An 8,474-nucleotide genomic window follows, 5' to 3' on the forward strand; every position below is an offset into this window, starting at 1 on the left:
CTAATTTTTGCTGATTTAACACTTACTTTTCCTTTAAATACTGAAATTAATGGTAATGATAATAAAATAACTACTAATGCTGGTAAAATAAATTCTAAAACTGTCATAATGACTTCCTCCTCAACTTTTAATCCTCTTTAATAGTTCTAAATGGAATTCCGTTTCCTTCATAATATCTACTAAACATTTCGTAGAACTCTAAACGAAGTACTTGAATTCCCACAATTAGTCCTTCAAGACACATTACAAACACGTTACCAATAACGATAACAATGTACTCACCAACGCCTCCAACCATTCCCGCTAGAGTATATACAACCAGCATCATTCCGGCATGAGATAAAACGAATCCCCCAACCCGTAAAAATGACATGGTGTTAGTGATAAATGATAAAACAACTTCGAATAATTCAAAGAATCCTTCTACAAAAAACGCCCCGAATCCATTAGGAAACATTTTTTCATTTTCTTCAAATTTTCGAATCAATGGTTCCTTTAAGAAAATTAATAGTAAAGGAACAACAATTAAGATAAGCACATAAACTATGTTTACAAATCCTAATCCTAAAAACATATTTATAACTAATCCTAAAATCGAAATATAGAAGATTAGTCCACTTAATCCATTTTGACTTAATAAGGCTTCGCCTAAATTCTTTTTCTTAAAATTCAAAATAACATTGAATCCCATTGAAATAATAATCAAAATAATTCCTAAACAAATTGCTGCAATCAATAACGTCATCGTATTATCCGGTGACATCGCATTAAACATCGGTATTAAAATTTCTTCACTACCAAATACCGAACCAAAAACCACCCCAAAAAGCATACTTGAAATACCTAAACGCATTCCCACAGCTCCTAAACGCAGTTTAAACTGTTTATAAGCAATGAAGCCAACAATTGATAAAATAGCCCCTTGACCAACATCACCAAACATGATTCCAAATAATAATGTATATGACAAAGCCACTAACATCGTTGGATCAGCATCGTTATATTTAGGTACCCCATACATTTCCACAAACATTCTAAACGGTTTTGAAAACCAGTTATTTTTAAGTAATGTTGGCGGATCTAAACGAACATCGCTATTAGCCGGTTTATCATCGACATAAACATTTCCAATTTGCTCAAAATCAGCTTTAAATTGTTTAGCTTTTTTAGTTGGAACAAATCCATTAACCGATAACCGGTCCCCAATTACAACAACATATTTTTGCATGATTGCTACATCATTTAAATGCTTAGCAATCGTATAAATTTCGTTTAACTTATTAGCATCATCACTAAATAGCTTTTCAATTCTACCCTTTAATTTAATACTGTGTTCTTTGGCTACTCGAGCTTCTTCTTCAATTTCACCGATTGCCAGTTCGGGCGAACCATGAACGAAATTAGGAATATGAATTCTTTCAAAATATAATGATGAAAAGACATTATCAACTTCAGGAGCATCGCCTGGAGTAGTGATATACATACACCAAATATAATGTCCATCGTTTTCAAATTCTTTGAAAACAAACGGTAACGATTCATAATAATCCAACTTATTAACATTATTAACCGGAATCTTACCAAATCTAATTTTTAAATACTCGCAACTAAATAAATCATCAAAATCAACATCAATATCAGCTACGTGTTGAAGCTGAATAATTGCTTCCTGGTTTTCAACGATCATAGCTTCTAGCTGAACTCTAACTGCATCGATCCTTTCAACATCAAGCAATAAATCATCTAAGTATTCTTTGACTCCTAAAACATTGATCTGATTATTCTTGACAGGGACCTCTTTTAACTCAAATTGATACTTACTTGCTGCATCACTTAGTCTTACTAAGATCTCCTCATATAAATTATCTTGATTATAAACACTAAGACCAGTAACTGAATCAATAAATTTTGTTGCCAGTTCTGGATGAAAGTCATCATGTTCAAATAGTTTCAACAGGACTTCATTATAATGTTCTTTATCAAAATTGATACTGAGCAGATCTAATTTAGTAATCGCCATTATACCCCTCCTCTACACTTTAATTGATTTGCGCATCACCTTTTTAACGATCAACAGTACAACTATTAATCCAATCCAGACTGCCACGCCAAATAGTAGAGTATGAACTATATGAATCGGCATTACTAATAGTGGTGTATACGCCTGCATTTGATAGAACACAGTTCCATAAAATAAACCACCTAATAAAACTGCAAAACCAACCCATTTAAGAATTTGACCAAATTTATTGGTCTTTTTAATTGTCATTAAAAATCCAAGGACAATCAACAACAATCCAACTCCAATATCACCAAGACAAATAGCTCCAATCACTAGCGTTATAATTGCCACAAACGCTGATGGATCAAAGCGATCTCCAGTCTGAATAGACAAAATATTTCTAAAAGGCTCCGTTAACCAATTATTTTTAGTTAATACTGGGGCAACAATATTTCTATTTTCATAAATATCTTTAGGAAGTTCAATAACTTTTACACTATCAACATCACTAAATCTATTTCTTATTTCATCTATATCTAAACTTGTAAAAAGATAAATAGCTGCTTTATGTGAAAAATCAACTACATAACAACATTTATCATAAAGTTTTTTCAAGTTATAAACTCTAGTAAGCATTTCTTGTAACTGACTAGCGTATTCATTTTTTACATCTTCTAGTTTAACTTCCATTTTATTGATATATTTTTTCATTGCTGCGCTTTCTTCTTCAAGTTCACTAATTGCTTCTTCAATTTTACCATGAGCAAAATCAGGTAATTCAACTGTTTCAAATGACATCGAAGAAAAAGCATTATCAATTTCATAAATATTTTTAGTTAAACCAACATATACAACCCATACATATCTTGAATTACGACTTAATTCTTTAAAAATAAACTCATAATCACGATAATATTTTATTTTATCAAACTCCGCGATTGGCATCCTTCCAAACCGACAAGCAATATATTTAGTGTTTTTAACATCATCAACACTAATGTCAGATTCTTGGATATGTTTCAATAAAGCAATCGCCTGATCGTTTTCTTCTTTTTCTTTGACAATATTATCTTTGATATCAACAATATTATCAATTTTTTCATCAATTTCTGCAATCAAATTATTTATCAAATGAACGTTAACTTCTTTATATTCATTATCTTGAATATTACTACTAATTTGTAAACGATCTAAAATATGATAAAGTCCATCAAGAGTATCATTATAAGGATTATTTGCATCCATCACTGACACCCCTTTAACATTATTGACTATCTTTTTAGAATCTTGAGGAAACATCTCATCTTGATATTCTGTCATTTTGATCAACATTTTAATTAAATCTTTTGGTTCAAAAGAAATATTAAAGAAATGTGTTTTTATAATTGCCATAAATAATGCCCTCCTAAGCGTAAATCAACGTTTCTTCAATGTTTGATGCCTCACGACCATATCTAATTCCTTCAATGATATGTTTTAAATTCGCAATTTCTACTTTTTGAAGGATCGTGTAAGTCAAATAAACAAGTGGGGCATTTCCCGAAAAACGCATATGTCTTTTTGCAATATTGTATTTAACTTCTTCAATATAATATTCAATATACGGATAATCGTGATCACCTAAATACACTTGATATTTTGACTCCGCTAACAATTTAGCCATCTCTTTAGCATCACGTGCTGCAATTAAGTTATCATACATTCTTCGAGGAATCCGTGAAGATTCGAGAAACAGCGAATTACGAATCGTTTCTTCAGATTCATTAAAATATTTTTTATACCGATAAATCTTAGTAATATTTGCTAGCTCAATTGAAGTATTAATCAAATCAAGCAGTTCTCTTTGTTCACGACCTTTAAAATTACTTTTAATTAAATTTTCGTATGTTTGATAAAATAAAGATTTTAACTTTCTTTCTAATGCATTAATATCAATTGGTGCAGTAAAATCAAAATCAGCTAAGATTTTGTAATAACGCGTACCTCTTAAATAAGTAATTAAATCTTTATAATTATCAACATTGATCAAGCCATAAATATTAAAACTTAACTTACTTGCCAAATAATCAGGAATTTCCAAAGTAAAGCTTGCCTGATCCTTTTCTTTGATACTAATAATTTTATCAACGATTAGCTCAACTTCAACTGCAACAACTTCCTGACGATAAAAATCCAGATTTTTAGTTGGTGCATATTTTAATAATCGGGCACAACGAGCAAAATATTCTTTATTCAAAGCCGCTTCTAATTGGCGGCGATGAACATTACGAACATTAATATCTTTTAACGAATCACTATAATTAGTTTGCGTTTTTAAATAAGTGACCATATCACCAAGTGTTTGTTTTCGACATAGCTCACTATAAGCTTCTTCACTTAAACGATTACCATACATCGCTTTTGCTTTCGCACATAAAGCATTTGACGATAAAGCCATTTTTATCACCTCTTACTTTAAACATCTAGTGACAATGTCACTTACCCAGCGTTCTTTATTTTCGTTATATAATTTTTCTAATTTAACTAAACGATCTTGATAACTTTGTTCTAGAAGTTTCGCATCAGCTTCGTTTTGATTAACTAACTGTTCTTTATGTTCCTTAATTTTCTGCTTTTGTTCCAAAACAAAACTATCATAAATTTCTTTTCTTTTAGCACTCATATTTGCTTTAATATCAAGTTTTTTAGCCTTTGCAGCTTTAACTCGTTCAACGCATTGACGGTCAACGTCTACTAGTCTTTGAATTACATCATCCATAACATAATCCCCCTTTACTTGTGTCTAGTATACTCCGAAATTTTAAAAATGCAACGTTAATAATTAACCAAAATTAAAAAAATTCTTAAATTTTATTAATCTCATTTTTAAAATAAAAATACCGGTTTTTTTATTTTAAAACATCAATTTTATCTATTTGATTTTGATAAGCAAATATTTATATTGAATATTCAATCTTTTTTTTCTTAACGCTAAATTCAGGTTTCATTTTAATTAAGATAAACAATAAATCCATTTAATAGCATTTATCTATTACTACTTTAACCAATATCCTGATAATTTAATCATAGATAACAAATTATTGGCAATTTTATTTGAGAGTAAAGATAACTTGTGCTAAAGTATTATTTAGTGAGGTTATAAATATGATAAAAGAAAGAATAAAACAGTTACAAGAATTAATGAAAGCAAACGGAATTGATCTTTATATCATTCCTACTAGTGATTATCATCAAAGTGAATATGTTGGTGAATATTTTAGTGGCCGTAAATACATGTCTGGATTTACGGGTTCAGCTGGTACTTTAATTGTCGGTTTAGATGAAGTAAGATTATGGGTCGATGGCCGCTATCATATCCAAGGGGAAAAACAAACCGCCAATACTGGTATCAAATTAATGAAAATGGGATTAGATGGTGTTATTTCAATCAATGAGTATCTAGACCAAAATAAAGATAAAACAGTTGGTTTTGACGGTCGAGTAATGTCTGCTGCAGAAGTTAAAAATATCCAAAACAAAATTATTAGTGATGTTGATTTAGTAGCTAAAATTTGGCATGACCGCCCTGAAATCAGTCACGAACCAGCATTTATCTATGAAGAAAAATATTGTGGAGAATCTAGAACTTCTAAATTACAACGATTACAAGAAGCAATGAATGACTGTGATCATCATATTATTACAAGCTTAGATGATATTGTCTGGTTATTTAATTTACGCGGTAACGATGTTCCTTGTAATCCCGTTATCTTAGCCTATGCCTTGATTAATAAAAATGATGCTTATTTATATGTTCAAGATCAAGTTATAGATGCAAAAGTAGAAGCTATTTTAAAACGTGATAGTATTTATATTAAAGGATATAATGATATCTATGAAGATGTCAAAAAATTAACAGGTAAAGTTTTACTAGATCCACAAATCGTTAATTATGAAATCTATCGTAATTTAAACTGTGAAATTGTAGCTAGTGAAAATCCAACCCAGATGTTCAAAGCTATTAAAAACGAAACCGAAATCAAAGCAACTAAAAATGCTCATTTAAAAGATGGTGTAGCGGTAACTAAATTCATGCACTGGCTAAAAACTAATGTTGGTAAAATTGAAATGGATGAAGTAAGTATTTCTGATAAACTAGCAGCTTTTAGAAAAGAACAGCGTGATTTTTATGATCTAAGCTTTGATACTATTTGTGCTTATAAAGAAAACGCTGCTTTAATGCATTATAAAGCAAGCCCTGAAAACTGCTTAAAAGTTACTAATGAAGGCATGTTACTAATCGACTCTGGTGGTCAATATTTTGATGGTACTACTGATATTACTAGAACTTTTGTCCTAGGTAAAATTACTAATCAAGAACGTCGTGATTTCACAGTTGCTTTAAAAGCAATGTTGCGTTTACAAGACGCTCATTTTCTTGCGGGAACTACCGGTCCTAATTTAGATTTATTAGCTCGTGAAATTGTTTATAAATATAATCTTGACTATCGCTGCGGTACTGGTCATGGTGTCGGTCAATTCTTAAATGTTCATGAAGGGCCTAATGGCTTTAGACCACATGATCGCCCTGGATTTGCGAAAATGTGTGCTTTCAAACCAGGAATGATCACCACTGATGAACCAGGTATCTACGTTGAAAACAGCCATGGTGTTCGCCATGAAAATGAATTATTATGTGTAGAAGTTACTAATAATGAATATGGTCAATTTTTAAAATTTGAACCAATCACTTATGTTCCTTTTGATTTAGATGGTTTAGATCTTGATTTATTATCCAATCATGAAATTAAACAATTAAACGAATATCAACAATTAGTATTTGATCAAGTTGCTCCATATCTAACTAATGAAGAACGAAGTTGGTTACAAGCTAACTTATTAATTAAAGAATAAAACAAAAAAAGCTCGCTTTGAGCTTTTTTCTTTACTATTTATTTTAAACTATTACCAAAATATATTTATTTAATATTTTTAACATGATTTTTTAAATACTCAAAATACTTTTTATCATCATTACCCTTTTCATCGGGTTCAAATATTTCTTTTCCAGCCAACATATAAGCTCTAAGTAAATATTCAAGAGCATTTTTTTCATTCCCAATTTCTAAACAACACTCACCCAAGCGCATCATAACAAAAGGATTTTTATATCCGACACCACTTAAATTACCCCTTGCTTTATCAAAATACTCATAGGCTTTTTTATATTGATGTCTTTGAAAATAAATATCACCAATAGCTGTTAAAAAATAGACAGCTTCACTATAAAACTGTTGTGGCTTAGGAATTAAGGTTAAAGCTTCTTTCCATAATTGTAAAGCTTGTTCATATTCTTCTTTAGTTTCAAGCTGATTACCTATTTTGGCTAATTCATTTAACTTTGCTTTTATTATTGGTGTTAATTCATCAAAGTTTTCTTCATTTTCTACTTTTGCAATCATATTCACCTCTTACAAATTTAAATTATTTCCATAGCCATATTTAATTAAATTTTTCTTATTGGAAAATATAAATAGTTTTTCTCCGTTACTGGATCAGTATATTCATGAACAGCTCCAACTAAAGAAAGATTATCTTTATTTAATTGTTTAATCGTTTTTTTAAATGCGCCATCATGGTTTTCAACAACAATATATTCATAACTAGGAATTATCCATTTTGTCCAGCCATCGGGTGCCTTAGCATTATCATCGCACTCTACTCCAGCTAGATACAATCCTTTACTAAAATCATCTTCCCACGGTTTAAATGAACGTGAAAAATCAGACATAGCACCCCATATTCCTACAATATTACCATTTGCATCTTTTTTTGTTAAAGCGGCTACTTCATCAAAATGACTATTAGCATCAATCCATAATTTCTGGATAAATCCATCACCATCTAACGTTGACCCCTCTTTACCAATAACCACAAATTCTTTCTTGATTATCTTATACATCTTATCCCTCACAAAATTTAAATATTATGCTTTAGTAATAATACATTGTTTCTTATAAAAAGATATTCCATAACCTAATACTTCAGGATATCCCAGTTTTAAAAAGTCTTTTGAATACTGTTTTTCTTTTATCTGTTTAGCTGCTTTTTGACTATCCTTAATAAGATTTCCAATTCCACTACTATGTTTACATTCTAAGATAATACATGGCCTTGTAAATCTTCTTGGTCTAGAATATAACATTACTGCATCATTTAAGACATCTTCAATTAACATTGTTTTATCAACATAATAATAATCATAATCAATTAATTCTTTAAAATTTTCAATGCCCATACATATCCGCTTCACGATCATCTTTCCTTTCGCTTTAATTACTTTTATTATATCATAGCTATATTTAAAAGTCATTTTATGGAAAAATAACTATTTTATCAAAATTTTCAATATAATCTTTACTTCCTTTAAAAAACAAAAAAAGCTCGTTTGAGCTTTTATTTGCTTACTATTATTAAAATATATGTTACGACA

The 8,474-nt window shown here is 30.0% G+C and carries 8 protein-coding genes; 1 reads left to right on the forward strand and 7 read right to left on the reverse strand.

Annotation, left to right across the window (positions count from 1 at the left end; translation table 11 throughout):
• Positions 1-127: 127 nt before the first annotated feature.
• The 4 genes from J7M77_RS00125 to J7M77_RS00140 are packed head-to-tail and all read right to left on the reverse strand — an operon-like array spanning position 128 to position 4,760.
• Positions 128-2,020 carry a V-type ATPase 116kDa subunit family protein gene (locus J7M77_RS00125; protein ID WP_296874810.1) on the reverse strand — a complete coding sequence of 631 codons (1,893 nt, stop codon included), beginning with the start codon at positions 2,018-2,020 and terminating at the stop codon, positions 128-130.
• A 12-nt stretch (positions 2,021-2,032) separates the two neighbouring features.
• The gene (locus J7M77_RS00130; RefSeq protein WP_296874811.1) at positions 2,033-3,394 is read right to left on the reverse strand and encodes a V-type ATPase 116kDa subunit family protein; all 1,362 of its coding nucleotides are present in this window, start codon (positions 3,392-3,394) and stop codon (positions 2,033-2,035) included.
• Positions 3,395-3,407: 13 nt separating this feature from the next.
• Entirely contained in the window at positions 3,408-4,439 is a 1,032-nt protein-coding gene (locus tag J7M77_RS00135; protein ID WP_296874812.1) for a V-type ATPase subunit, read from the reverse strand.
• 12 nt (positions 4,440-4,451) lie between these two features.
• On the reverse strand, positions 4,452-4,760 hold the full coding sequence (locus tag J7M77_RS00140; RefSeq protein ID WP_296874813.1) for a hypothetical protein: 309 nt from the start codon (positions 4,758-4,760) through the stop codon (positions 4,452-4,454).
• Positions 4,761-5,146: 386 nt separating this feature from the next.
• Between J7M77_RS00140 and J7M77_RS00145 the strand changes: the two genes are divergently transcribed.
• The gene (locus tag J7M77_RS00145; protein ID WP_296874815.1) at positions 5,147-6,895 is read left to right on the forward strand and encodes a M24B family metallopeptidase; all 1,749 of its coding nucleotides are present in this window, start codon (positions 5,147-5,149) and stop codon (positions 6,893-6,895) included.
• Between the two features lie 65 nt (positions 6,896-6,960).
• Here the strand turns inward: J7M77_RS00145 and J7M77_RS00150 are convergent, their stop codons facing one another.
• The 3 genes from J7M77_RS00150 to J7M77_RS00160 are packed head-to-tail and all read right to left on the reverse strand — an operon-like array spanning position 6,961 to position 8,279.
• A complete protein-coding gene (locus tag J7M77_RS00150) occupies positions 6,961-7,443 on the reverse strand; it encodes a hypothetical protein (RefSeq protein WP_296874817.1) in 483 nt (160 codons plus the stop codon).
• Positions 7,444-7,487: 44 nt separating this feature from the next.
• Positions 7,488-7,943: a GyrI-like domain-containing protein gene (locus tag J7M77_RS00155; protein WP_296874819.1), complete on the reverse strand. Its 456-nt coding sequence runs from the start codon at positions 7,941-7,943 to the stop codon at positions 7,488-7,490.
• Between the two features lie 24 nt (positions 7,944-7,967).
• Entirely contained in the window at positions 7,968-8,279 is a 312-nt protein-coding gene (locus tag J7M77_RS00160) for an AAA family ATPase (RefSeq protein ID WP_296874821.1), read from the reverse strand.
• Positions 8,280-8,474 lie beyond the last annotated feature (195 nt).

Source organism: Thomasclavelia sp. (genome assembly GCF_017889095.1).
Lineage (GTDB): Bacteria > Bacillota_I > Bacilli_A > Erysipelotrichales > Coprobacillaceae > Thomasclavelia.

Excerpts from the sequence above, each read along its gene's own strand:
- J7M77_RS00135 (WP_296874812.1), bottom strand. The coding sequence starts at position 4,439 with ATGGCTTTATCGTCAAATGCTTTATGTGCGAAAGCAAAAGCGATGTAT.
- J7M77_RS00130 (WP_296874811.1), bottom strand. The coding sequence starts at position 3,394 with ATGGCAATTATAAAAACACATTTCTTTAATATTTCTTTTGAACCAAAA.
- J7M77_RS00160 (WP_296874821.1), bottom strand. The coding sequence starts at position 8,279 with ATGGGCATTGAAAATTTTAAAGAATTAATTGATTATGATTATTATTAT.
- J7M77_RS00125 (WP_296874810.1), bottom strand. The coding sequence starts at position 2,020 with ATGGCGATTACTAAATTAGATCTGCTCAGTATCAATTTTGATAAAGAA.
- J7M77_RS00155 (WP_296874819.1), bottom strand. The coding sequence starts at position 7,943 with ATGTATAAGATAATCAAGAAAGAATTTGTGGTTATTGGTAAAGAGGGG.
- J7M77_RS00150 (WP_296874817.1), bottom strand. The coding sequence starts at position 7,443 with ATGATTGCAAAAGTAGAAAATGAAGAAAACTTTGATGAATTAACACCA.
- J7M77_RS00140 (WP_296874813.1), bottom strand. The coding sequence starts at position 4,760 with ATGGATGATGTAATTCAAAGACTAGTAGACGTTGACCGTCAATGCGTT.
- J7M77_RS00145 (WP_296874815.1), top strand. The coding sequence starts at position 5,147 with ATGATAAAAGAAAGAATAAAACAGTTACAAGAATTAATGAAAGCAAAC.